Origin of the sequence: Niabella hirudinis (assembly GCF_051201075.1) — a bacterium.
GTDB lineage: Bacteria > Bacteroidota > Bacteroidia > Chitinophagales > Chitinophagaceae > Niabella > Niabella hirudinis.
This window is the reverse complement of sequence record NZ_JBPEHJ010000002.1, coordinates 514,963-540,063: the sequence shown is the minus strand read 5'-3', so window position 1 is coordinate 540,063 and position 25,101 is coordinate 514,963. Positions and strand designations below refer to the sequence as shown.

General features: G+C 47.1%; 16 protein-coding genes. 4 read left to right on the top strand and 12 right to left on the bottom strand.

The features are described from left to right. Nucleotides 1-176: 176 nt before the first annotated feature. Entirely contained in the window at nucleotides 177-2,555 is a 2,379-nt protein-coding gene (locus GGU45_RS05695) for an efflux RND transporter permease subunit (RefSeq protein WP_435222810.1), read from the bottom strand. 99 nt (nucleotides 2,556-2,654) lie between these two features. Between GGU45_RS05695 and recO the strand changes: the two genes are divergently transcribed. Next, nucleotides 2,655-3,413, top strand: coding sequence for a DNA repair protein RecO (recO, locus tag GGU45_RS05690; protein ID WP_435222808.1), 759 nt, complete (start codon nucleotides 2,655-2,657; stop codon nucleotides 3,411-3,413). 88 nt (nucleotides 3,414-3,501) lie between these two features. On the opposite strand, the gene GGU45_RS05685 is transcribed toward recO, so the two are convergent. After that, nucleotides 3,502-4,647 carry an amidohydrolase family protein gene (locus GGU45_RS05685; protein WP_435222806.1) on the bottom strand — a complete coding sequence of 382 codons (1,146 nt, stop codon included), beginning with the start codon at nucleotides 4,645-4,647 and terminating at the stop codon, nucleotides 3,502-3,504. A gap of 289 nt (nucleotides 4,648-4,936) precedes the next feature. On the opposite strand from GGU45_RS05685, the gene prfA reads away from it, so the two are divergent. The 3 genes from prfA (at nucleotide 4,937) to GGU45_RS05670 (ending at nucleotide 8,399) form a co-directional block, all read left to right on the top strand. Continuing rightward, nucleotides 4,937-6,001, top strand: coding sequence for a peptide chain release factor 1 (prfA, locus tag GGU45_RS05680; protein WP_435222804.1), 1,065 nt, complete (start codon nucleotides 4,937-4,939; stop codon nucleotides 5,999-6,001). A 94-nt stretch (nucleotides 6,002-6,095) separates the two neighbouring features. Then, a complete protein-coding gene (locus tag GGU45_RS05675) occupies nucleotides 6,096-7,052 on the top strand; it encodes a hypothetical protein (protein WP_435222803.1) in 957 nt (318 codons plus the stop codon). A gap of 18 nt (nucleotides 7,053-7,070) precedes the next feature. Beyond that, nucleotides 7,071-8,399, top strand: a complete 1,329-nt coding sequence (locus GGU45_RS05670) for a hypothetical protein (protein ID WP_435222801.1) — start codon at nucleotides 7,071-7,073, stop codon at nucleotides 8,397-8,399. Nucleotides 8,400-8,514: 115 nt separating this feature from the next. Here GGU45_RS05670 and GGU45_RS05665 read toward each other — a convergent pair whose 3' ends face one another. The 10 genes from GGU45_RS05665 to GGU45_RS05620 all read right to left on the bottom strand — a co-directional run bounded on the left by GGU45_RS05665 (nucleotide 8,515) and on the right by GGU45_RS05620 (nucleotide 25,095). Further along, complete coding sequence (locus GGU45_RS05665) at nucleotides 8,515-9,435, bottom strand: lipid A-modifier LpxR family protein (protein WP_435222800.1); 921 nt, start codon at nucleotides 9,433-9,435, stop codon at nucleotides 8,515-8,517. A gap of 52 nt (nucleotides 9,436-9,487) precedes the next feature. Continuing rightward, nucleotides 9,488-12,313, bottom strand: a complete 2,826-nt coding sequence (locus tag GGU45_RS05660) for a TonB-dependent receptor (protein WP_435222798.1) — start codon at nucleotides 12,311-12,313, stop codon at nucleotides 9,488-9,490. 3 nt (nucleotides 12,314-12,316) lie between these two features. After that, nucleotides 12,317-13,540 carry a hypothetical protein gene (locus GGU45_RS05655; RefSeq protein WP_435222796.1) on the bottom strand — a complete coding sequence of 408 codons (1,224 nt, stop codon included), beginning with the start codon at nucleotides 13,538-13,540 and terminating at the stop codon, nucleotides 12,317-12,319. Between the two features lie 64 nt (nucleotides 13,541-13,604). Beyond that, nucleotides 13,605-16,568 carry an outer membrane beta-barrel protein gene (locus tag GGU45_RS05650; RefSeq protein WP_435222795.1) on the bottom strand — a complete coding sequence of 988 codons (2,964 nt, stop codon included), beginning with the start codon at nucleotides 16,566-16,568 and terminating at the stop codon, nucleotides 13,605-13,607. Continuing rightward, nucleotides 16,565-17,815 (bottom strand): 6-bladed beta-propeller, encoded by a 1,251-nt coding sequence (locus tag GGU45_RS05645; RefSeq protein WP_435222794.1) that lies wholly within the window; start codon nucleotides 17,813-17,815, stop codon nucleotides 16,565-16,567. Before GGU45_RS05645 ends, GGU45_RS05650 begins: the two co-directional genes overlap by 4 nt. A gap of 149 nt (nucleotides 17,816-17,964) precedes the next feature. After that, nucleotides 17,965-20,931 (bottom strand): TonB-dependent receptor, encoded by a 2,967-nt coding sequence (locus GGU45_RS05640; protein WP_435222792.1) that lies wholly within the window; start codon nucleotides 20,929-20,931, stop codon nucleotides 17,965-17,967. Between the two features lie 235 nt (nucleotides 20,932-21,166). Beyond that, nucleotides 21,167-22,552 carry a TSUP family transporter gene (locus GGU45_RS05635; RefSeq protein WP_435222790.1) on the bottom strand — a complete coding sequence of 462 codons (1,386 nt, stop codon included), beginning with the start codon at nucleotides 22,550-22,552 and terminating at the stop codon, nucleotides 21,167-21,169. A 221-nt stretch (nucleotides 22,553-22,773) separates the two neighbouring features. Beyond that, nucleotides 22,774-23,079, bottom strand: a complete 306-nt coding sequence (locus tag GGU45_RS05630; protein ID WP_435222789.1) for a helix-turn-helix domain-containing protein — start codon at nucleotides 23,077-23,079, stop codon at nucleotides 22,774-22,776. After that, nucleotides 23,036-23,356, bottom strand: coding sequence for a type II toxin-antitoxin system RelE/ParE family toxin (locus tag GGU45_RS05625; protein ID WP_435223127.1), 321 nt, complete (start codon nucleotides 23,354-23,356; stop codon nucleotides 23,036-23,038). Before GGU45_RS05625 ends, GGU45_RS05630 begins: the two co-directional genes overlap by 44 nt. A gap of 146 nt (nucleotides 23,357-23,502) precedes the next feature. Further along, nucleotides 23,503-25,095 (bottom strand): TSUP family transporter, encoded by a 1,593-nt coding sequence (locus tag GGU45_RS05620; protein WP_435222787.1) that lies wholly within the window; start codon nucleotides 25,093-25,095, stop codon nucleotides 23,503-23,505. Nucleotides 25,096-25,101: the final 6 nt, after the last annotated feature.

The following is a 25,101-nucleotide window of genomic DNA, read 5'->3' as shown; positions in this document are numbered from 1 at the left end:
GCTTACTACGACAATGAAATCGGCAGCCTTAAAAATTTGTAATCAGGCTGAAAAGTCCGGCTGGGTTGATTACAGATCTGTAATCAACCCAATTGTAATCAACCCATCTGATTACAAAATTCCTGATTACAAGACTGACACAGAAGGGTCTTCCGGCGTACATAATTCGTGGGGCATCATCCCGCTCTATTTTCTTTTTTCTTTGAAAAGCTGATCAGCAGCGCCGGCAATAAGATCAGATTTGTAAACGTGGCCGTGATCAGCGTAAGGGAGGTAAGCCAGCCCAGGGCCTGGGTGCCGCCAAAATTGCTGAAACAGAAAATAATAAAACCGGCAATAAGCACGATCGAGGTATATAAAATACTGATGCCTGTGCTATGAATGGTTTGCGCCACGGTGGCCGATATGTTGTGCTGGTACAGCGGCAACTCCTGTTTATAGTTAACAAGAAACCGGATGGTGATGTCAATAGCGATTCCCAGTGCCACGCTAAAAATGAGAACTGTGCTGGGCTTTAAGGGCACACCTGCCCAGCCCATAACGCCGGCGGTGATCACCAGCGGAATAATATTAGGGATCAGTGAGCAAAGCAGGATGCGCAGCGATTTAAACAGGTACAGCATGCAAAGCGCAATGAGCAGGAACGCCCAAAAAATGCTTTCCTTTAATCCATTGATGATAAACCGGCCCCCTTCAAGGAAGGTAATGGACGTACCGGTAAGTTTTACTGTATAATCCTTTTCGGGGAAAAGCTGGTTGATGCGCGTACGGATGTCGTTCATGAGATCCGGCAACCGGTGCGATCCCACATCCGCCATATTTACGCTGATGCGGGCCTCCTGGCGGGCGCTGTCCATAAAACTGGAAAGCAACCGGCTAAAAGAGGAACCGGATGTACCACCGGAATCCCGGCCCATATTCAGGTATTGCGCCAGCCCCGGCAGTTCAAACTCCGAGGGCATGGAATAGTTGGAAGGATCGCCCTCATAAAATGCCTGTTTGGCAAATTTTAGTCCTTCCGTAATGCTTAGCGGACGGGCAATTTCAGGTTTTGAAGCCAGGTATTGCACCAGGGAATCGATCCGGGCCAGGTTATTAAAGTTGCGGGTAACGCCCATTTTTTTCTTTGTATCTACAAGAATCTCCAATGGCATTACTCCTTTGAAATTATTTTCAAAGAATTTAAGATCGGTATAAATTTTATCATTGTGCGGCACATCATCCACCATGTGCGCATCGCTCTTTAGCCGGAAGATGCCAATGGTAGTAATACCGATTACCAGGAGCGTTACAATATACACCAGCTTGCGATGGTTGATGGACCAGCGCTCCAGCCGGCTTAGCCAGCGGTTAACGCGGGGATTAAACAAATAGCGGGTGTGTTTGGCTTTTGGCGCCGGCAGTAAGCTGAGCACCGCAGGGATCAGCACAAGCGAAATAAAGAAAAGCAGCATGATGTTGGCGCCTGCAACAACGCCAAATTCCTGCAGGATCTCACTTTTTGTAAGGGCAAATACCGCAAAGCCCACGGCCGCAGCCAGATTACAGAACAGGGTCACAATGCCCATTTTGCCCACCATGTTTTCAATCGCTTTCTTTTTCAGTGCTGCTTTACCGGCCTGTACTTCCGCATCGGTAAGCCCCTCTGTAAGCTCATTCCAGCTGGTATGGAATTTATTCAGAAAATAAATACAGTTGGGGATTCCGATTACCACAATAAGCGGGGGAATCAATGCTGTAAGCAGTGTAATGCTGTAGCCCAGCAGATGCATGGTGCCCAAACTGAACAATACCCCAATGAGTACTACAGAAAGTGAAAGCAGCATAGCGCTGAAGGAGCGGAAGAAAAGCAGGAGAATGATGGCCGAGAGTACAATGGACGCCACCAGAAAATATTGCATTTCGTGGGCAATACGCGCTGCCAGTACCGTTCGGATATAGGGTAACCCGCTTAGCTTAACATCGATACCCGTGGCTTCCGAAAAAAGAGCCGTTTGCGCTTTTACCGCTGCAATAGCGGCGTCCCTTTTTGCAGAGTTGATCACTTGTTTGTTCATCCGCAGCCCCATCAGGTAAGCATGGGTTTGAGGATTGTATAGCAAACCCTGGTAAAAGGGAAGCTTTTTGAAAAGGGCAGCACCGGTATCAATCTGTGCCTGGCTTAAAGTACCCTCAGGAAATATTTTTTTTACAGCCAGTTTTTCGGTTGCTGCGTCTTTAACCAGGTTAATGGCGGTTGGCACGCTGATGACATCCTCCACACCCGGAATTTTTTTTAAACCAGCCTGGAGCCGGAGGTAGGAGGCGAAGACTTTTTCTGAAAACAATTGCTCTGTCCGGATGCCTGCCACCAGCAGGTTGCCATCTTCGCCATATTTTTTCTTAAATTCCTGGTAAGCGATATTGACCGGGTGGTTGGTAGGGATCGCTTTGGAAAACTCATAGCTCAATCCCACTTTACTGGCCCAGAATCCCGAAACGGCCGTTACAAGGGCCAGCAAAATCAAAAAAATGAATCGGTATTTAAGAATAAAACTGCCGGACTGTTTCCACATAAATTTAGATATACTTTAAAAATAGAGCTGCAAAACTAACCATTGAGCGGTAAATGGCCATTATTTACAAAAAACCTACCTTGCGCTTAAGCAAAAAATTTGGCAGATATTCTACATAAAGTAAGGGGGGTTGTTCTTAAAACGTCAAAATACGGCGAAACGAGCCTGATCGTTACCGTATATACAGATAAGCTGGGCCTGCAGTCCTACCTGGTAAATGGCGTTAGATCCGGGGGTAAAAAGAGTGGTAATAAGGCGGTATTTTTTCAGCCGGCCGCGCTTTTGGATATGGTGGTGTATCATAACGAATTAAGAACACTAAACCGGATCCGGGAATTCAAATTTGCTGTTATCTATCAGCAGCTTTTTAGTAATGTACTCAAAAACGGGGTGGCGCTGTTCATGATCGAGCTATTGCATAAAACGCTCCGGCAGCCGGAGGCCAATGACGACCTTTTTGGTTTCCTGGAGGATGGCTTGCTGGCGCTGGATGAAGCCGGTGCTACGGTTACCGCTAATTTTCCTGTTTTTTTTGCCGTTCACCTGTGCAGCATCCTGGGTTTTTCGCCAGGGGTACCTCCTGCAAAGATGATGGACGCTCCCCATCTTTTGCTGGATCTGCAGAGCGGTGAATTCAGAGACACGCCCCCCGACCATTATCATTATGCCGACACGGAAGCCGCCCTGCTGATTATAGAACTGCTGCAAACAAGGCAGCCCGTTGAATTGCAACGCTTACAGATCTCTTCGCTCAAACGGAACCGCGTGCTGGATCTTATGGAGATTTATTACTCCCTGCACCTGCCGGAGTTTGGAAAACTGCGCACCCTGCCGGTGCTGCGGGCAATTATGAGCTAAACAGACATTGCTGAATAATCGTAAGCCCGCTGAAAGTAAAGCAAAATACCGTATAAAGGATTCGATAAAAAATGCCTGATAGTAAGTACTAATAAAACCGGGCGGCTGTATTATTTACGATCTGGACCAACCCGGGCTGTTTCCCTTTTTCAAAGCTGCCGTAGCGGTCGCTGATCTGCAACGCTATTGCCCCGTTGATCGTTGCCCAGGATAGCAGTTCCTCCACCGGAATCTGCGGGTAGTATTCCCGGATCCGGCGGATCTCATCCCAGATACTTAGTCCATAGTTAGAGGCCAGGCTATCGGTGCCCAGCACCAAATTGGCTTTTTGCTCCATCAGCATCGGTATATCGGGCATGCGGTTGCTGATATAATAGTTGGCATTAGGGCAAAGGCACCACCAGCAGGCATCCGGGAAGCGGTTTTGCGTATACAGCAGATCCTCCGCCGTGGTAAATACATTGTGAATAAAAAGCAGCTGTCGTCTCCGGGTAAGATAGGCGCCATAAGTCTGGATGCTGGTTTTTCCCTGTGGTACAATGGGAGCCTGCTGTAGCTGCAAACGCTCGTACAGGGCTTTAAAGCCACCGGTGCCGGTTAAAAACCATTCGGTTTCCTCTGGTGTTTCCTGGTTGTGGATGCTTAAAAGATGGTTGCCCTCAAAGCCATCCAATAGATGCCAGAGCGGTGTTGCCACCGAATAAGGCGCATGAGGTGTAAGGGACACCTGCCGGGCATCAAATTTTTGGCAATAACCGTCATAAACGGTTTTGTAGGCATCAAAATGCTGTTGCGCCTGTGCCGGTTCAAAACCGATCACCTCTACAAAATTGTGGTAATAGAGTTGCCCTTTTTCTTTTTGAAAAAGGGTATCCGTGGTATTACAGATGTCGCCAACCGCCACGATACCGTTTTTTATCATTTCGGTCTCGGCTTTTTCAATGGCGGGCGCGATTAGTTCGGGATGAGTATATCTTTTGCTAACGATTTGGTTTACAAATTTTAGCAACCCTGTGTGCTCCTCTATTACCCCTTTCAAATGGCTTAGTTCCAGGTGGCAGTGGCAATTGATAAAGCCAGGGCTCAGGATGCCCTCCAGGGGCTCTGCATCGTCACCCGCGCTGGCGGCATCCACTACATCCACTACGGTGCCATTGCTGGTCAGCACCAGTACTTTTTCCCTGTGCAAACGGTAACCGTCAAATAACTGTTCGGGCTTTATTTTTCTGTACATGCTTCAAAGATAGGCTGAATGCTTAACGCTGAATGCTGAATGCAGAACGTTCGATTGGTTTCATACTCAATTGACCGCCGTCTGTTCTGCCGGGCGGGTATTTCCTGTTCACCATGCAATACCGTTTCTTTAGTTTTTTTCCTGTCACGACTTCGTTTCAAGGCTTAAGGAAGTGACATTGATGCACCCTATTGACCATTGGCTATTCAAATTTCCACATTTTCTCCCGATGATTATCGGAGTCAAATTGTGTACCTTTGCGCCCTGTTGATCCAAAATAAAATTTTTGATGTTAGATAAACTGGAAGCCATAAAGGCAAAATACGACCAGCTGGGTATAGCGCTAACCAACCCGGAGATTGTAGGGAACAATAAAAAATTTGCGGCAACCAGTAAAGAATACCGGAGCCTGGAGAAGATTGTTATAGCCTATAATGCCTATAAAAGCCTGCTGGATGACCTGGATTTTAATAGAGAGGCGCTGAATGGCGATGACGAGGAATTGCGGGAGCTGGCAAAAGAAGAGGTGGCCGGGCTGGAGGAGCGTAAAGAACAGATGGAGGCGCATATACGCCAGCTGCTGATTCCCAAAGACCCGCAGGATGGCAAGGATGTGATCATGGAAATACGTGCCGGCACCGGGGGCGATGAAGCCAGCCTTTTTGCGGGCGACCTGTTGCGGATGTATATAAAATATTGTGAGCGGCATGGATTTAAAACCGCCGTGCTTAGTGAAAGTGAAGGAACCGTGGGCGGCTATAAGGAGGTACAACTGGAGGTAACGGGAGATGATGTTTATGGCACCATGAAGTTTGAAAGCGGCGTGCATCGCGTACAACGTGTTCCGGATACGGAAACACAGGGGCGGGTGCATACCTCTGCCGCTACCGTGGCGGTGATGCCCGAGGCAGAAGAGATCGATTTTGAACTGCGGGAAAGCGAAGTAAAAATGGAAACGGCCCGAAGTGGCGGGGCCGGCGGGCAAAACGTAAACAAGGTGGAAACCAAGGTAATGCTGACCCACCTTCCAACAGGCACCGTGGTGATCTGCCAAACGGAGCGTACCCAGCTGGGCAACCGTGAAAAAGCTATGCAGATGCTGCGTACCAAACTATATGAAGAGCAGGTGCGTAAACAGGAGGAGGAAATCTCCCGCCATCGCAAAAGCCTTGTAAGCTCCGGCGACCGCAGCGCAAAAATAAGAACCTACAACTATCCGCAGGGAAGGGTTACGGACCACCGGATTAACCTGACCTCCTACAACCTGGATGCTTTTATGAACGGAGAGATTCAGGAATTTATTGATCAGCTGCAGTTTGCCGAGAATTCGGAGAAGCTGGCAAAACAGGAGTAACAGTTTCAAGTTTCAAGTTTCAGGTTGGGGCCATTTTTATGCTCGATGTTTCACAAAAAACCGGTAAATTGGGTCTGTATATAATCCCCGATTTATGAAATCCATACTATTCCTGCTGCTTGCACTGATGACTGCCTCGGTTTCCAATGCCCAAAGGATTGAAAAATTTTTTGACTATCAATGGAAAGAATGCCCCCCGGCAAATGCCCGCTACTACAGTTTAATTCAAAAAGCCGATTCCGGCTGGAACCGGAAAGATTACTATATCAGCGAGAAAAAGCTACAGATGAAGGGGCTCTATGCTGATGAAGACTGCAAGATCAAAAACGGATATTTTACCTTTTTTCATCCCGATGGTGATGTTCAGGGTACCGGCAGGTATTTGAATAACAAAAAGGAAGGATTGTGGTTAGGGTTTTCCCGGAACCAGCAACTGACCGACTCATCGGTGTTTAAGGCTGACCGGGTTATTGGTACATCGCTGAAGTGGAACAGCGCCGGGCAGCTGATCGATTCGCTTGTAATAAACCCGGATGGAAGCGGTGCCCGTCTTTCCCGCTTCGCGGATGGAAAAATTTCTTCCACGGGTAAGCTAGGCGCCGGGGCAAAACAAGACGGAACCTGGATCTATTATCGTCAAAACGGCACAAAGAGTTCGGTAGAAGATTATAACAATGGGGCATTGGTAAAGCGGCAATATTTTTCCAGGGAGGGAACGCCCCTCAGCGATACCAGCAATACGGCCAGAGATGCTTCTTTTCCCGGTGATAAGGGCGCCTGGCAAAACTATCTTATATCCCGCCTCATAATGCCTCGCGATTATAAGATAGAAAACTCTGATAGGGCCATAGTGGTGGTGGACTTTATCATAAATGAAGAGGGCCAGGTTGAAGAGGCGTTTACCAGCGTTCCGTTTCACCCGGCATTTGACAAAATTGCATTGGATATCATTAAGGCCTCTCCAAAATGGAACCCCGCCACGGACGCACATAACCGGAATGTGAAGGCATACAGAAGGCAACCGGTAAATTTTGTGCAGCTGCGCCGATAATAAAACAAACGTTTACGAATGAAATCTGCGGTACTGCTGGTAGCATTGGCTTTTTTTACAATGGCGCTTCATGGGCAATCCCCGTTTTTAAATATATCCTATAAGACCGCGCTGAACAGGGCTGCCCGGGAAGATAAGCTGATTTGTGTATTATACCCGTCAGTTGATTGCGAAAGCTGCAATGAAGCCCTGCACAAACACCTGGGATCAGCGCAGATAAAGGAACGGATAGCCCGGCAATTTATACCTGTACAGGTAGCGGCGGCAGGCGAAGACCGGGAACATCTGCGCCGGTTGTTTAATTTGGAAATGCCCCTGGGAATCCTGTTTATAGATCAGGAGAATGATCTTGTGTACGCCGTACCCTATGGGGCGCCGGTAACGGCAGATGTAATTATTAACGAGGCGCTGGAGCGGCAAAAGAGCATTGCCGTATTACGGGAAAAGGAAAAGAGCTACTTCAGGCAGGGGCTTAAAAATATAAAAGACCTGGAGCAGCTGATTACTGCTAAAACCAGGCTGGAGCAGGATACCCGCCTGTTGCTGACGGAATATATGGGCCTCATTCCCAAAGATTCTATAAATACGATTCCTGTGCTCCGGTTTTTAGCAAAACAGGCGCCAACCTATGAATCCAGGGCTTTTGACATCCTCGTGCGCAGCCAGCTATATAAGGATGCATGGTTTGGGATACCGGTTAATGAACGCATTGAAATTAACAGCCGGATTATGAGTAAGTCGTTAAAAATAGCCGCCGAAACAGGAGACGAAGCATTTGCCGAACGCATTGCCCGGAATTTTGCAGCTACCTATAATGATGTAGCCGGAAGTTTATACGCACAAAGGACGGTGATGATGTCCTACTACCGGCGTACCAAAAATATACCCCGGTACCTTGATGTGGCAGCGCCCTTTTTTGACGAATACCTTCGGTTTGTATTAACCGAAACAGCAAAGGATACATCGGCTAAATCTGCAGAGGAAGAACTTCCTGAAACCCTGCAAAAAATGTCAACGGCAAAGGCGGTAAAAACAGTGTCTCCAGGCGTGTATGCACGTCAGCTGTCCGATGCGGCTGATTTTTTTTTCCGGAATGATTCTACCGGCAGATACCGCAGCAATGCCCTTGCCTGGGCGGGTAAAAGCGTAGCCCTGGCGCCGGGTGTTGTAAACCAGCATGTATATGCACAGCTGCTTTATTTATCCGGTAAGAAAGATGAGGCCATCCATTATGAAACCCTTGCAATAGAAGAAAGCAAAAAAGAAAAGGCAAGGTTTGCCGCCTCCTGGCCGCAGATCCTGGAGAAGATGAAAAAAGGCGAGGCGATCAGGGGGAATGAAGAATAATGAATGAAAAATATTGAATGTAGAAGTGGTAGATGTGCTCCATATTCGTTTCGTATGAAACGGCTCAATACTTTTACATTTAATATTGGATATTTTACATTTTATATTTCGTTGCCTACCACATAAACCCTACCTGTAAACTGCCATACCACTGTGCGGAGCGTTGGGTAAGCGATTGCCGGCTTTCATAAACAGCTGCGGCACCCAGCGAAATTTTATTACCCGAATACATAGCTCCCATGCGGCTCTGAAAAAAAACAGGATTCAGCCGGCCTTCAACAGGTTCCTGCTCTTGCTTAAACATACTCCCCTGTACCGTAGCATCATAGGCTTTGAGCGATACGGTGGGGAAGGCATAAACAAAGTATTCCCGGTCTTTTTTAGAGCTTCCGGCATGATTGTTCCAGAACACGGTCGTATTATTGGGATTGTGCCGGCCGAATAACAGGGCGGATCCCACCGTAGCATGGGTAAAGATATTGCCGGCGGTAGCGGCCAGCAGGGGCTTGAAGTCGAAGAGTGAGGCATGCTTTCCTACCTGGGGCGACCAGGCCACATCGGCCACCAGACCCCAGCCGGCCCGGAGTTGCTTGTCCCAGTTTTTGGGCTTGTAGATCTGCATTACCTGGTGCACCCGTTCCTGTACCTGTTTGCCCAGTGCAGGCGGCCCAATCAATCCCATGCCAATACCCCATTTGAGCAGGTGGTTCCGGCGGCTGAATATTTTCTGATGAAAATCGCCGTAGAGGTAGCCGGTAATCGGCCGGTCGAGCCCCGCTTCACCTGCAAACTGAGCCGTATAAATGAGCTGACCCAGCTGGAACATATTCACTTTTTCGCGATGCAGGGTGTCCACCGGGCTGCGCCTCCACTGATAAGCAACCTGGAGGCCATTGGTATAGTAGCCATCATTGTTTACAGAAATATAGCCATCGTTTTCGGAAAGAATGGTAAACTGACGCCGGGTTTGCGAAAAAACCGGGAGCGAAAAGACGATAAAAAAAATAAGAAAAGCCGTTCTGAATAAGCAGACCATCACCGAATATAATAATGGGGCAAATATAGAGATAGTTTCTTATTTGCAATGGTTACCAAACCTGCTCCCTTGTCCTTTGTTTTAAGGCGGTCTTTCCAAACTTACGCGGGTAATAGGAAAAACTAATCAGGAAGTACTGCTGCAGACTATTGGTGATGCGTGTGGACGTGCCATCAATATTTACATTGTTGCTGATGTTTTGGTATTCCTTCAGCATATCCATCGCCGAAAACTTCAGCTCGGCCTGCTGCTTCATAAACCGGTAGCTGGCAAAGGCATTCCACAAATGCATCGTTTTATTCAACCCTGTGTTATTGGTAACGTTAAACGTGCTACTGAGGGTGATGCTCTTTGGAAGATTGAACGTGGCGCCAAATTTTGTGGTATTGCCGTTGTTTTTAAAGGAAGAAAGTCCGTTGGCGGTTTGGGTTGACCGGTTGGTTTGAAACGACTCGCCGATGTTGAGTACCAGCAGGGTGCGCAGCGAAAATTGTAGGTTAAAATTATTGCTGATGGAATTGTTACTGCTATTGGTATACAGGCCATCGATATAGTTGGGCGAGGCCGAATAGTTCTGGTAACCGTTGTACCGCAGCTGCAGGGCGCTTTTGCCCAGCTTGCGGGAGATATTGAAATTATAACTCAGGTTAGCATCAGCGCTTTTATCCACATTTATAATATAATAAAACCGCTTTCCGGATTTTTTGTCATTAATCACGCTGTCCGCTACGGGATCCAGTGTTTGCTGGTAGCTGCCATAAAGCCCGCCATTGATAGAATAAAGGGCGTTTTGCTTTTCAGTATTGAAGTTGGCGTTAAGGCCCAGCGAGTGGGTAGTGGCGTTTCTGAGGCCGGGATTTCCATACCGTATCGAATAGGCGTTGATGTCATCCGTAATCGTATACAGCTGATCAATGGAGGGATAGCTGAAGTTCTTCCTGTACGAGAGGTTTGAATAGGTCCGGAATTGATTGTTTTTTGAATAGTTATAACCGATATTTCCTTCATACCTTAAAAACTGGAAGGACCGGTTAAGGTTGCGCTCGGCGATGGAAGATTGGTTGCGTTCGGATTTCAGATCGTCAATCAGTTGTACATTAAAATTGACCGAACGATTCATTCGCTCACTCCATTTAAAAAAGCTTTTGCTGAGGTTTAGGCGGGGAGAGTAGCTCAGCAGTTCTTTGGTGTTGGAATTGGTAAGCCGGGAGTTGGTAACGAGCTGCCGGCTTGTGCTGTCAAAATCCGACACATAGGCCCGGTTTGTTTGCTTAATGTAGTTGAATCCCTGCGAAAGATTCAGGTCAATACCAAAAAAGTTGAAGCGCCCCAGCACCAACCGTTTGAACCCATTATAATCAAAGTTACCCGATAGGTTGATGCTGTTATTATCGTTTTTATAATGACGGTTGTAGGTGGTATCTTTCCCCGTATCGGTAAAGGAATTAAAACGGCTGGTTACATCTCTTTCGGATGTTGAATTATTATTGCTGCCATCTAACCGGATATTAAAATTTTTCAGCGGCTCCTGCCAGTCGGATTTAGCATAGCTGAAGTTAAGCCGTTCCGCATCTGACCGGCCCCGGGAAACGGTATTTGCCTCATTGGTGCTCAGCAGCCGGCCGGAGGTATCGCTCACCTCCGTAAAACGGTTGCTATTGCCCCGGTTCTGGTTTAGCTCCACATTTCCGTTCAGGTGAAGATTGTCATTGTAGCTGCTTGTTTTGGAATAGTCGGCTCCAAATACATGTTTGCTTCCCCAATTGTTTTGTACCCCTTCATTTCGCTCAAACTGCGGGTTATCTGCGGTAGTACGGTTTTGCAAATTCAGCTCTGTGATATAGGCGTCTGTTCCCGATTTGTTATAGTTGACGGTAATACGGTTGTTTTGTCTTGAATTTAAAACCTTATTGAAGTCCTGGGTATACACGGCGCCAATGGAATGGTTGCGGTTAAGCCCGCTGGCGCCAAATTGCCCCACATTGTCCAGGTTGGGATTATAGGTCCGGTAGGTATTGTTCTGGAACAGCTCCTGCAGGTTTTCGATATTTTTATTGATATTGTTAATGCCGCCTCCAATACCCAGGCTTCTTTTTTTATCGTATACCTGGTAGGAGATGTTTCCTTCGTATCTGTCATCGGTGCCATAACCGGCGGTTACCTTACCAAAATAGCCTTTTTTACTTTCCTCTTTTAGTTTGATGTTCATGGTAAGCACCGAGTCCTGCGCCGTTTTCTGCTGCCCGATCTTTGACCGATCGTATTCCTGGTATAGCTGTATTTTATCAATGGCCGTCTTGGGCAGGTTTTGGGTGGCTATTTTGGGGTCGGAGGAGCCCATAAATTGTTTACCATCTACCAGCAGGTTCTTTACCGGCCTGCCGTTCACCGTAATGGACCCATCGGACCAAACCACCACGCCGGGCACCTGGGTCAATAGTTCTTCAGCAACGGCATCAGGTTTCATTTTAAATGCAGCCGGGTTAATGACGAGGGTGTCGCCTTCCATTTTTACCGGGATCACGGCATTTACGGTCACATTATCTTTTTCATCAAAGCCGATAGACAAAGCGGCGTTTACGGTATCGGTTTTTGAACGCGTGATGCGCAGTGTTTGCCGGTGGGCACGGTATCCCACATAGCTGATGTCGAGCAGCAGCGAGTCGGTTGTGGGCAGATTTTCCAATAAATAGTTCCCGTTTTTATCGGTGAGCTTATAGGTTACCATACCGGAGTCCTTCCGGAAAATAGTGACTGTGGCGGATTCCAGCGGCGTATTGCTGACAGAATCCGTTACCAGTCCGGTGAGCTTGCCTGTTTGGCTGTAGGAAACGGTACTGGCAAGCAGCAGGAAAATAGCAAAAATGATGGATCTCATGCGTTAGTTTTTCACGTTGAAAATAGCGAGTAGGGCTGCGTTTGATTTTTTATTAACAATGGCTTCAATGGCGGCTGGCGCCTGTTTGCCCGCCACCGGTTTATAGGATTCGCGGATGCTCTCCGGTGTTAGTACCTTGTAAAAATATCCGTCCTTAAAATCAAAATTGTAACCGGACAAGATATTTAAATTAAAAGTGGTACTGTCGGCTTTTATTTTTAAAGCCTGGTAGGCAATTTGCTTTTTTCTGTCGTAGATGTAAGGCCCCCCATTATAAAGAAATCCTACGGAAAAGAAAAAATAAGCGGGTGTTTCCAGGAATTGATACACTTGTTGAAACATCCAGTTATTGTTTTGGCGAAAATTATCCCATTCGGCCTTGTTTTTAAAAGGCTTGGTAAAAAAACTGGCAGGCAAGGCATTTTCCAGGGGCATCACCACCTGGTAAGCGGGGTATAAGCTATCGCCGGTTATTTTATAAATGGTATCACAAAAGGGCCTTGTGATAAACTTCGTTTTAGGATCGGGCGATTCAGATGTTGCAACATACCCCACACTATACAGAAACCGGGGCTCTTTTACCTGGTTGTAGGGAAAGTACTGTTTTACCAGCTTATGATCTTTATATAATTTTATCTCATACCCCACACTGTCTTTATACAATTTGCTGGCGGTAGCTTTTGAGCGCAGGTAGTAGCCGTCATTCAGGTAATAGATATTATTGACCTCGTATTCGGTGGGGCTGCTTTTTTTTATTTCAAAGTTCGGGTCCTTCAGGTCGATGATATATTTCTTATAGTATTTCTGGTTGCGGCGATCGTTATAATTCAGCTCAATTTTGATTTCGTCTTTGGTTGTAAGCGAATAATTTCTGTTGGACCCATAAAAACGAAAAGTTTCGTTTTGTTTATCGTACCCTGGGTAAAACCCCTCACCCAGTTTTTTATAGCTGATCTTTTTTATAAACCGGCCCTCATAGGTATATAAAAGCAGTTGTTTGCTGGAGTACTGGACAATGGCCAGGTAGTTTTTGGTGAGGGTTATATTGTCCCAGTTGCTGATGGTAACTCCTTCCTGCGGCTCTAATGCTACAAACCGGAAACTATCCACAAAGCGCGATTGGCTTTCGGTAGCCGGTGACTTGGGATTCAGAAATATTTTACCCGGTTGTGCTTTGGTGATCAGGCATAAGCAACTGAGCAGTAGTGATAATAAACAGTGTTTCAATCGTTTTAATTTAGTTTCCCAAATTTAAAAGGATAACTGTTAACTTTTTCAGAAGATTTGGAATCTATCTTCGCCCACCACCACCGCCGCCGCGCTGCATATTGCCTTGCTGACGGTACTGTTGCTGCGGGCGTTGCTGGCGTGTTTCCGACCGGGATGATCCGGAGCGGCCCGATCTGCCGGTACGACCACCAAAACGCCGGGGGAAATAGGAGAGGGTAACCATATAAAACTGCTGGATGCCATTGGTGATGGTTGTACCCGTATTATTATCATTGGCAAAGTTAGAAATATTCCGGTTCTGCCGGAGAATGTCAAATATGGATAGTTTTACCTCGGCCTGTTTCATCCGCATAAAACGCCAGGTTGCATAAGCATTCCAGATGGTGGCTTCATTAGCCTGATTTTGTGCTGAGATATTATTAAGGTAGTTCACATTGGAGCTTAGTGTGAAATTTTTGGGCACCAGGAGGGTAAAGCGGGCATTGGTGCCAAAAGTCTTTGCTTTAAGCGCCGCTTTGTTAATGCCAATCTGCCGGCTGTTATTGGTGTTGACACTTTGACCAAGAGACACATTAAATATATCCGTAAGACTGTAGAATACATGAAGCGAGTGATTCTGGTTCCGGGTTTGGTTATAAATGAATTGGGTTTGGAGTGAGCCGTCCTTTTGTTCGGTGGTGATATATTGGGGCGCGCGCGATCCCCCGGCGCCTCCATTGTACCGTACCTGCAGCATGCTTTTATTGTTGATACGGAAGGATGCGCTGGCGTTAAAGTCGCCGTTAAAAGAACGCCGGCCGTCAAGATTCAGCAAATAGGATTTGCGCGTACCGTTTTTTCCAAAAAAACTGCTGTCTGTAATACCATTTTTTAAGGTATTATATCCCAGGTTCAGGCCAACGGTGTAGGTGGTTTTTTCATTAAACCGCTGGGTATTGTAATTGGCATTGAAACCAAAATTGTTGCCAAGAGGGGATTTCAGATCCGGATTTCCTACTACCACATTATACTTGTTGATTTCATCAATGATCGGGTACAACTGGTCAATAGTGGGTGCAGAAGCGGAGCTGTTTTGCGAGAGACCTATGTTCAGGTTATATTTATTGAACCGGTTATAATTGTAATAGACCGATGATGAGGGCGTAAAAAAGTGGAAGGTACGCTCCAGGTTCCTGTAGCTGAGCGAAGAAGTATTGCGCTGGTATAGAAACTGGTTTTGCAGATCGGTACGGAAGGAAATGCTTTTATAGTACCGGTCCGAAAGCGTTTTGCTAACGGTTTTGAAAAAGCTGATGCCCGACCGGTCATCGATGTTGACAACCGAGTTGATATTGGTAAGCCCTTCGTTGACCTGGTAGGTATCGGTAAGGGAATCCAGATCCAGCACGTTGGCGTTGAGGTCTGATTTGTTATACCGGAGATTATTGCGCAGGCCAATATTGATGTTCCAGAAATTGTAGGAACCAAACAGGAGCGACCGCAGACCGTTATAATTCAAGCCGAGATTGGCGCTAAAGTTGGAGTTTTCGTTATGGTATTTCCGGTCGGTATTTTGGGCATAAATGGTATCGACAAAAGACTCAAACTCACTGGTTTCACTTCGATTGCTCTGGCTGGTGTTGGAGGTTACCGAAAAATTGGTAGAAAAACTTTTTCTATTGATGCCCTCATCATAGTCGTTGTTGTTGAAATAGCCGTTAAAGTTAAAACTGCTGGAGGTTGAGGACGAAATATTGCGGTTGTGGCGGGTACTGGCCAATAAGGTATCGTTCTGGTAGGCGGTGGTATTGCCTTCTGATGCCGACTGGGCATTGTTCCAGGTGTAGTTGGCTTTTGTAGAAAAAGAAGTGGCCCGCTTCCGGTTTTCATAACCGCCATCTATTGATTGATTGAGCGAGCTTCCGGTATTGCGGCGCTCGCTGATACTCGTAATGGTGTACCCGGGAAGGTTTCTAAATGTTGTGCTGTTGGTAAACTGATCGTTTTTGGAATCTCTTAAATTATATTCACCTTCAACCGAATTGGTAAAACGGGAGTTGGTGCTTTCGTCAAAATTATGCTGCAGGTAGGCGCCGAAGTAGTGCACGGTATTGAGGCCGGCGGCATTGGCATTGGGCGCGCCAAAATTACGGCGGTTATAGGAGCGGAAGGTATTGTTCTGGATGGCTTCCCGCACATTTTGAATGGTTTTATTGGTATTATTCAGATTTCCTGCAATAGCCAGTTTTGTCTTTTTATTATAGCCCTGCATGGTAAGGTCGCCTTCATAATGATCATCGGTTCCTAACCCCGCGCCCACTTTACCAAAGAATCCTTTCCTTTTTTCGGGTTTCATTTTGATGTTCATGGTAAAGGTGGAGTCCATTTCGGTATTGGTAAGGTCCTGTTTGCTGTAATCCTTTTCCTGGTATACCTGTATTTTTTCGATGGCCGTTTTGGGCAGGTTCTGTGTGGCAATCTCCGGGTTGCCGCCAAAAAAAGGCTTGCCGTCCACAAAAACGTTGCTGATCTTTTTACCATTAACGGTAATGGAGCCATCGCTCCACATGGTAACACCGGGCACGCGGAGGAGCATGTCTTCCACTACGGCGGAGGAGTCCAGCTTAAAGGCATCAGGATTTATTTCGAGGGTGTCGCCGTTCATACGTACGGGAACCACCGCTTTTACCACCACTTCCTCCATCTGGCGCGATGTATCTCTTGACAGCAGGATCTTTTTGAAATCGAAATCCTTCTTTAAAGAATCGAGGTAAAGCTCTTTTGAAAAATCATTGTAACCGGAGTAGGTTATAGATAGCAGGAGCGGCGTGCGAACCGGAAGCTCACCGATACTAAACTCGCCCTGGTTATTGGTTACCTGGTAGTTGACCAGTGCAGAATCTGCTTTTTTATAAATCGTAACCGTGGCGGATTGCAGGCCATAATCATGTATGGAGTCCGATACAAGCCCCTTAACACTGCCACTGGTTTGGGCAAATGACAAAATGGGCAGGAGCAGCAAAAGGGTCAGTAAACGTTGCTTCATTTTGTCGTTAAGTCTTCTTTTGGTTTTAATTGGATCAATACGGGATTATCAGTTTCTTTCCGCGTGGCAAAAAAGCGCGTAAGCACTTCATCATATTGCGGGTTTCTGTATTCAGACGATTTTTTTGAATTAAACATGCTCTTTGCCGACATAGAAAGATAAATATGTTCTTCATCAAAGCTTTTTATAACCCCGGAAACGGGCAAATAGTAGCTGCTGCTGTCGGATGTTACCTTGTTGTAATCGTAAATGAGATTGGTTTTATTGTCATAAAGATACCGGTTGTATCCCTTAAACAGGTTCAGATCAAAGAACATCAGGTTCTTAAATCGAATCACATTTTCGATCTGATGGGCAAAGGAAGGATGCTCCATTTTATAAGTATCCATTTCGCCGCGGCTGGAAAAACCCGTGTTGAAAAAAGAGGCGGGAACAGCATTGTCCATGGGGAGCATCAGCTTATAGGTTTCTGCGATGGCCGATGGGGTAAGGGTATAAATTTCGTATTGAAAGGGGCGGGTTACAAACAATACAGAATCGTTTTGCGTAGGCATGATGCTGCACTGGGCGGCGCCTGAATAATAGTAAACGGACTCGGTTTTCTTATTATAAGGGAAATAAGTTTGAAGCACCGATGACTGATCGAGGATCTTTAACTGGTAGTCGAGGGTATCCCTGGCCGTTCTTTTGGCCTTTATAAAGCTGGCAGCAAATTTATTTTTGTCAAAGCGCACCGGGTTGGTAAATGCATAACGAAAGTCTTTCAGATCCTCGGTTTTGGCTGCGGCTACGTTGTCCAGGTAGTACCATGTGGCTTTTGCATACCGCGACACGTCTTTTTGCGCGTCCGGCTCCAGGTATTCCTGCACTTTAACAGAAGGAATATTGAAGTTTTTGTTGATGCTGAAAATCAGCAGGGCATTTTTTGTCCGGTCCAGCTGGATATCGCGGATGCGGTACCGCCGGATCCGGTATTTATGCAGAAATTTTCCCCTCCGGTCAAAAAAATAGAGGGCATCGGTATCTCCGTCAAGAACGATAAAAAGCGAGTCGGTTGCCACTAACTGCCGGATGGCGCCAAACGTACTTTTTTTTGTAGTCTCCAGTGGGATAAATTTTACTTCGTCAAAAATCCGGGAAGCAGGGGCGCCGATGGTTTTACTGGGGTCGATATACAATGTTTTTGCCTGGGCGCAAACATTCGTACAAAGCCAGATGGCCCAGCAAACAAACATTAGTTTCTTCATTGTTGATTGTGTCAATAGCGATAATTGTCAAAAATACGCATCTTAGACCGGCAATTATCACGGGGGTTTAATGGTGTTGTAGAAAAATAAAAGAAACCCCGCTGTGAAAACAGCAGGGCATTTTTGATTGCTCTGTATTGAACAGTAAATTATTGCAGGATATTATCAAGTGTTAGGGTAAGGTAATAAAGTCCTCCAATGGTTGGGCCCCCTGCATATTGCAGGTAGCGGTGATTGAGGAGGTCGCTGGCTCCGGCCTTGATGGTTGTTTTGAGGGCCGGCAGGCGCAGGTTTACCTGGGCATCCACAGTATGGTAGGCGCTGATGGTGCCGGTTACCAACGGGCTTTCCCACAGGAATGCGTTTTGCCAGCGCCAGGTAACATTAAAACCAAAATTTTTGAAGATCTCCCGGTTGCCAAATGTGATATTACTGGTCCAGTTGGGCGTGTTGAAGCCGGTAACAAAGATGTCGTTGGTTTTATTGGTCTTCATCTTATTATAAGCAACGTTGGTTTTTACCAGGAAATTTTGGTAAAAATTATAGGTGATGCCCAGCGAGGAACCATAGTTGGTATATTTGTTTTTGGCATTGGTATAAACGCGGTAGCGATCCTGCCCTTTGCTGGTGGCGGTTGTAGCTGTGGCGCTGGTGGCATCGCGGTTCCTGTCGAGCATGGCCAGTACGGCGGCATCAGAGCCAATGGTTTCGCCTTTGGGCACAAATACCTGCACCTGGCCCAAAAATCCGTCATAGACATTGCTGTAGGCATCGATGTCGATCACAACTTTGTTATCAAACAGGATGCTTTTATAGCCGATCTCCAGGGAATTGATCTTTTCGGGCCTGGCCTTTGGCAAACGGGCGGGGATGAGCAGATCGCGGCTGGCCAGTGCTGCAGCATCGGTATTACCCTGCGCGCTTGCAGCGGCGTTGAAGTTGACAACGGATTGTTGTGTATAACTGTTATCCAGATAGCCCAGCCCATCGTTGATATAGGAAAGACTCCCTACGCGTTTTACGCGCCCGTTGTTGACAAATGAAAGAGCTTCAAATAAAGCAGGAAATCGGTATCCCTGCTGGTAAGTAACACGGAAATTATGTTGCTCATTAGCGGTATATACGGCGGCAACCCTTGGCGTCATCTTTGGCGTAAATTCCGGGTTGTAATCATAGCGCAGGGAGCCAAATAGTTTCAGTCGTTCGTCAAACAGGGTTTTGGTGGCCTGTGCAAAACCTCCGAATTTTTTATACAGCACATTTTTTCCAAAGCTGCCATCGGGCAGCGGGTTATTGCGTTCATCCAGCGGTCTGCTAAAATCAACAAAGTTGTTACCATCCGGCACCACTGCATAAATGCGGGCATCGGCGCCCACCAGGAGGTTCACTACCTTTACTTTTGGAGACAGGTCCCATTGTGCTTCGGTGTGGTACAATTTGCTTTTTTGCACCAGGGCGGCACCACCCGTTACGGGTGCATCGGGGATACTCCCGGATTTTATATCCCAGTTATTGATGGAGGTGATCACATTTTTAATGGAATCAAACCGCGCGGTACCCGGCAGGGCACGGCCGGCATCTGCCTGCTGGCGGGCATAGGCAGTGGCTTCCGCCAGGTTGGCGCTGCTCAACCCTCCGTGCTCCGTTCCGTATGCGTTTAAGGCATTTTTATATTTAGTGCCCCAGCTGGCAACGGTTTTTGTATCGGTGGCGCCCCCGCTGTAAAGGTCCATATTGTCTGCAAGGGGTTTTACGTTGTAGGAGTTGCCGGTATTTTCGACGGACAGGTAAGACAACCAGGAAAAGTTTTTGTTTTTGAACTGCAATGCATGGTTATGTACAATTACACCCTGCAGGCGGATCTTATTGCCGCGCTGAAAAACACCGTCCATGGAGCCTGCCCGGTAGGTATAAGCAATTTCTGAGTTGGCGGTTGGTTTATAATGCAGCGAGCCATCAAATTTTATGTTTTTTACCCGGGGACTTACAAGGCCGGTTTCCCAATAACCCGTCCGGGCCACGCGCAAGGTCTGACTGGCTTTTCCATCAATGGTCAATCCGCCGATGGATACCAGGTTGCTTCCGGCCAGCGCGTCATCGCCATATTTGTTCCAGCCGTCAAAGGCGGCGTTAGCTGTTCCGTTAAGCGCCGGAAAACCGGGGTTGGCGCTTTTCAGGTTATTGGAATTTTGATCCAGCCGGGTATTGGAGCGCCAGTCTGTCCCCTGCATATAATCGATGTTTAGTTTAAAGGCAAAGCGATCATTGAAGGCCCTGGCATACCGGAGCGCTGTTTCTGTAAGCAGGGCCGGAGCATGATCTTTTCCATCAACATGGTTTACGCCGATTTTCTGGTAAAAGCTCAGGCCCTGGCTGGTAAAAGGGTTTTTTGTGATAAGGTTGGCCATCCCGTTGATGGCATTCATCCCATAAAGGGCAGAGGCTGCGCCGGGCGTGATTTCTACACTTTGGATATCCAGTTCGGTGGGTCCAATGGCATTTCCGAGGGGAACGCCCAGTGTGGCCGCCTGCATATCGACCCCGTCTACCAGCTGCATAAAACGAAAATTGTTAGGAATATTGAATCCCCGGGTATTGGGTACTTTGAAGGTCAGGCTGGATGTGGTCATCTGTACTCCTTTTACATTTTCCAATGCATCATAGAAGCCGGGGGCGGCCGACTCCTTGATGGCACGGATATCCAGCTTTTCAATGGCTACCGGCGATTTCAAAATACTTTCGGCGACCCTGGAAGCCGTTACCACTACCTCATTTCCCAATACCGTGCGGGTAGCCAATGCAATAGTGAGGCTGGACCCCGTACCTTTTACTTCCACTTTCCGGGGCTCATAACCAACAGATGTAATGAGGAGGGTAAAGGGGATCCTGGCCCGGGTACGCAAGCTAAACTGTCCCTGCTGATCAGTGGTTGTACCTTCGCCGGTGTTGGGGATCTGGATACTGGCGCCTGCCAGCGGCCCGTTTTTCTGGTCGTCTGAGATGCTGCCGGTTATCTGGAGCATATTGTGCTCCTGTGCTTTTAATGCAAAAGGCAGGCCGGAGCCGATAAAAAGCAGGGCGCCAATAAGCAGCTGATTGAACTTAAGATAAATCATGATCTGTTTGATTTTAAAATGCAAAGTTTATTGTCTACTAAATAAGTAGACTAAGTAATTAAAAAAATAGAAAGGTTGATCGTTTAACAACATCGGGATGGCATCCTGAGAGGGTTGTTGATTATTTGTTGTTGATGGAATCCTGCGGTGCGCATAATGAAAATTAAAGATGAAAGGATGGTGGTAATTTATAGTCTGCTAAAAAAGCAGGGCAATAATTTTTTCGGGATGATAATTACCGGAATGCCCCGGCCAGTATTTTTATACTCCAGAGTATCACCAGTATCCCCAGCAGGAGGAAGGCTGTTTTACGCGGTAATTTACCGGTGAGTTTTGCGGCAATGGGGGCGGCAATCAATCCGCCAATGATTAGTCCTAATATAGTTTGCCAATGGCTTAGGCCCAGCAGGATAAAAAAGGTGAATGCGCTGGAAAGTGTTACAAAAAATTCAGTAAGGCTTACCGAGCCGATGACATACCTGGGGCTGCGTCCTTTTGTAATTAGGGTAGTGGTAACAATGGGTCCCCATCCGCCGCCGCCGAATGAATCAAAAAATCCACCGGTTCCTGCCAGTAGCCGGTAGTGTTTGTATTTTTTCTTCCGCACCTGACTGCGGAAGGCATTGGCCAGGATCTTGATTCCAAGGAAGAGGGTGTAGCAGGCGAGCAAGGGACGTATCAGCGAACCGTATTTTTCGCCGAGGTATACCAGCAGAATGGCGCCCAGTATGGCGCCGGCAACACCGGGGACCAGCAGGGTTCTGAAGAGTTTTTTATTGACGTTGCCAAAGCGGTAATGGCTGTAGCCGGAGACCCCGCTGGCAAACATTTCAGCAGTATGGATACTGCTGCTGATGGCGGCTGGATTTACACCGGCGGATAGTAAAATGGTGGCGCTGGTAACGCCATATCCCATGCCCAGGGCACCGTCTACAAGCTGCGCCAAAAAGCCCGCCAGGAGCATCACCAGGAACGATTGATCAAAACTTTGGTAAAGCTGCCGGGCTCCTTCTTTGATGGCATCATACGGAAGGTAGGAGAACAGGAAATGCCCGGTCAGCATTAGGGCAAACACCAGCAGTGCGCGGGATGCGATCTTCTTATAAGTGATCTCCCCTCGCAATGCATTTTCGGTATTACTGCCGGATGGGAGGTGTATGGATGGCTGCCCGCGAGTGGTAAGCGCAACTGAAAGAGCGCGGTTATCTGCTTCTTTTGAAAGCGCGTCTGCATAGAGCAATTGAAGTTCCGGTTTGCCTGCGATGATTGTCCGCTTCCCGGCCCGGTGAAGATCGGCGGTGATCCGGCCGGCCACATCGGGGTCGTCTGCTGCTGCAATAATCAGGTCGGCGTTTTTTAAATCCTCCATGGTATAATTCCGCTTCAGCAACTGCAGCCCGTTTTCGTCTGCTATATCCCTGATCGCAGGAAGCGGTTCCGGGCTTATCAGCCGGATCCCCGGCTGAAGGCCCTTTTGCAACATTTGTTTCAGCTGGTTCAATGCCGTTTTGCCACCACCGAGTATCAGCAGCTGTGGCTGCAAAGGCCGGGCAACGGCCGCGGACATAGGATCACCTGTTGCTGCTGTGGCTTTGCCGGTAAGGGTTTGTTGCTCCGTCATTTTTTGTCTATTGTTTTAGTAGACTAAAGGATGAAAAAAATAGAAATTTTACATGCAGGTTCCACCGCTTCGTTGCCTCCCTCATCATTTACATGGCTGCAAATATAGGGAATCTTATTAGTCTATTAAAATTGTAGGATAAATAGTTCTGTCCGGGCTTGCCCGGAAATAAATGGGGCTTTCCCAAAGCTGTTTAGAAACATGCCGGGTTCCGTATGCTGTCAGAGCTTAATGGATAATTGCAGCCGGCCGCCCAGTCCAATCTCCACTATTTTTTGTAGTGTGGAAATGCGTACTTCTTTTACATCGTTTTCAATCTTTGAGATATATGATTTGGTGGTGCCGGCCCTTTCTGCAAGCGCATCCTGAGTCAAACCTTTGGCCACCCGGGCTTCATGAAGTAGTGCTCCAATTTTGAAGGTTTCATATCCTGCTTCCAATTTTTCGCGCATTTCCGCTCCCCGCTTGCCATAGTGTTTATCTTTAAATTGGCTGAGTGTTATTGTGTTGTTGTTTTTCGTTTTCATACTCTCTTTTGATTTTTCGCGCTTTTTCAATTTCTCCAATGGGGATCTTTTGCGTTTTTTTCTGAAACCCGTTTGCCAGCACAACTAATTTTCCTTCATCGAAAAAACAGAATATGCGAAAGATGTCACTGGCTAACTGAACACGGATTTCAAAAAGCCCTTCCGAATTCTCAATGTGCTTGAGATAGGTCTCCGGAACTTTTTCAATTTCTTCAATCAGATCAAAAGTCCAAACAATTTTTGCTTTTACTTTATCACGTTGTTTTACAAAGAATATTTCAAAATAATTCTTGTAAAAAATAATGGTTCGGTGTTTTCTCTGTTCACCTTACAAAGGTAATGATGTTGTTTTAAAGTGAAACATTTATCTATGGAAGATGCCGTGAAATCCGCAGGGTCAGACAATGCCCCGGTCCGCTAAAGTCACAAAAAAACGGCTCTGTAAATCGTGATCAGGCTCATGGTGATCACCAATACCCCTACAATGGCAAACATTTTTTTGGTGGGAAGTTTTGCGGTAAGCATGGCAGAGAACGGTGCTGTAATAATACCTCCAATAAGTAAGCCCGCTACAATGTTCCAGTGCTGAATGCCCAGGGTAAACACAAAGGTGATGGCACTGGTAAGGGTAAGGATAAATTTGGCAACAGTGGAACTGCCGATCACATAGCGGGGCGTTCTTCCGTTTTTGATGAACGTGCCTGTTACAAGGGGCCCCCAGCCGCCGCCCCCAAAGGAGTCAATAAATCCCCCGGCCAGTCCCAGTGCGGTGATATTGGTTTTTTTCTGTTTGTTTTTCTTAGGTGCAGGTTTGCCTTTTTTCCGGTTAAATGTATTCATCAGGATCCGCACACCCAGGTATAGCGTATAAGCCGCAATAAAGGGTTTCATCAGCTTTGCATCTTTTTCACCCAGGTAGGATAACGACAGTGCCCCGATGACGGCCCCGATAACCGCTGGTATGGCCAGCGCTTTTGTAAGCTTTTTGTTTACGTTTCCCAGCTTAAAATGGCTGATACTGCCGGCGGCGGTTGTAAAGGATTCTGCCGAATGGATGCTGGCGCTTACAATGGGCGGCGCCACATTCAGCATGAGCAGAATGGTGGTGCAGATTACCCCGTAACCCATACCCATGGACCCTGCTACGATTTCGGCTAAAAAACCCACCAGCATCATCCAGTAGAATAAATGATTGTCCTTATTTAAAAAGTGCAGGATAGAATCGTTGACACCAAAAATATACAGGGTATAAACAGCCAGCGCCAGTACCAGGAACAGCCCGATGCCAACAAGGTAGGGCGTACTGCGCCGGGTGGCAGTGGCAACCAGCGCCGAACTGTCCACCACTTCGTTTTCCGGTGGATTGTCAATATTAAATGCAGCATCGCTGTTAACGCCATCGGCGGCAAGCCCTTTTGTGATATGGTTGAGCACTTTAACTTTATGATCAAAATTACCTGAAAGCTGGTTGCGGATCTGCTGCATATTGCCGAGCAGATCGTTCATTTCATCGGGTATGGCGGCCGTAAATGTTTCCCGGAGGCGCTTAGCGATGGTGGGCGACTTGCCATTGGTGGAGATCGCAATTTTTAAATGCCCTTTTTTTACTACGGAGCCGAGGTAAAAGTCGCAAAGAGCGGGTTTATCTGCAATGTTCACCAGTTTTTCCGCGGCTGTGGCATCTTTCTTTATCTGCAGGGCGGTGTCAGGATCATTAACGGCTGCAATGACCAGACTGGCCTGCCGGATGTCATCGATGTTGTAAGGTCTTTCATGGAGCTGGAGATTAACATGACCGGCTGCCAGTAACTTGACCTCAGGAATAATTTCCTTTGCCACCAATTGTATACTGGTGGCAGGTGAATTGGCCAACACGGCTCCGAGCTTTTCCAGGGCAATCTTTCCGCCGCCAATGATCAGCAGTCTTAATTCCTCCAGTTTTATAAAAACCGGGAAGAGTGTATTGTCAGTAGTCTCCTGTGTTCCGTTTGAGGAAGCGGATGGCTGTTCCGTCATGCAGTA